The sequence below is a fragment of the Hymenobacter daeguensis genome (genome assembly GCF_054780555.1).
In genome coordinates this window covers 1-1,512 of sequence record NZ_BAAGWC010000059.1, presented here as the reverse complement: position 1 = coordinate 1,512, position 1,512 = coordinate 1, and the positions used below count along the sequence as shown (strand labels likewise).

The following is a 1,512-nucleotide window of genomic DNA, read 5'->3' as shown; positions in this document are numbered from 1 at the left end:
GCCACCCTCACCGGCCTGACGGCCCTGACCGGCTACCAGTTCTACGTGACCCAGAACTGCGGCGGCGCCAACGGCAACAGCGCCCTCTCCAACGCCGGCGCCTTCACCACCAACCCCAACCCCGCCGCCAACGACGAGTGCACTACCGCCGTGGGCCTGACCGTGGCCGCCACCTGCACCACGCCCACCAACGGAGCCGTCTTCGGCGCCACGCAGAGCCTGGCCCCCACCGCCAACTGCGGCGGCACCGTGGCCAACGACGTGTGGTACTCCTTTACCGCGACGTCGACTTCGCACACCATCACCATCAACCCCCAGTTTTCTGCGGCTTATGACGTGCGCTCGGGGGCCTGTGCCAGCACCACCAGCATCTTCTGCGCCACGGCTTCTTCCGGCACTGCCACCAACCGCACCATCGGGGGCCTCACGGTAGGCCAGCAATACTTTATCCGCATCTATGCTTCGGGCACGCAGCCCACTACCGGCCCAACCAGCACCTTCACGCTGTGCGTGGTGCCCGGCCCGGCCACCCCGGCCAACGACGACTGCGCCGGGGCCATCAACGTGCCCGTTCAGTTTGTGACCTGCACCACCCAGGTGAGCGCCGACAACACGGCCGCGACTTCCTCTACGGGCGTGCCGGCTCCCACCTGTGCCAACTATACCGGCAACGACATCTGGTTTAAGGTAACGGTGCCCGCCAGCGGCACGGTGAGCATTCAGACCCTGCCGCCCACTGCGGGCAGCAACATCACCGATACCGGCATGAGCGTGTATTCGGGCACCTGCGCGGCCCTCACCGAAGTGCAGTGCGACGACGATAGCAGCCCGAACGGCCTCTACTCTCAGGTTGACCTGACGAACCGCACCCCGGGCGAAGTGCTTTACATCCGGACGTGGGCTTATGGCGGCAACAGCAGCGGCCTGATTGCCGTGTGCGTGACCTCGCCCTCGAACTGCGCCATGCCGACCACCCCAAGCGTGGGCACCATTACCGATGTGAGCGCCGTGCTCAACTGGGTAGCGCCCACCGGCGGCACCACCGGCAATACCTTCGAAATCGAATACGGCCTGCAAAACTTTGTGCAGGGCACGGGCACGACCATTACGGGCATTGCCGCCACCACCACCACGCGCACCATTACGGGCCTCACGCCTAACAGCAACTACTGCTTCTACGTGCGCCAGAACTGCGGCACCACCAACGGCAGCAGCGCCTGGGCTGGCCCCACCTGCTTTGTTACGCCGCTCACCGTGCCCACCAACGACGAGCCCTGCGGAGCCATCGGCCTGGGCAGTGGCACGCGCACCGGTACCACGGTCGGTTCCACCACCACGGTGCAGAGCAGCATCCTGCTGCCCGTTTGCTCGCCTTCGAGCCAGCCCAAGGACGTGTGGTTCGCCTTCACGGCCACGGCCGCCACGGCCAGCTTCACCCTGACCGGCGCCCCCGCCGGCATGGTGCGCGTGTACGCCTCGCCCAGCTGCTCGGCCGGGCCCTTCACCCTGGTG

Annotated in this window: 1 protein-coding gene; it reads left to right on the top strand. The window is 66.7% G+C overall.

Features of this window, described 5'->3' with window-relative positions:
- On the top strand, positions 1 to 1,512 hold a 1,512-nt coding region (locus ACYVHT_RS23265), incomplete at both ends, for a fibronectin type III domain-containing protein (RefSeq protein ID WP_460557787.1).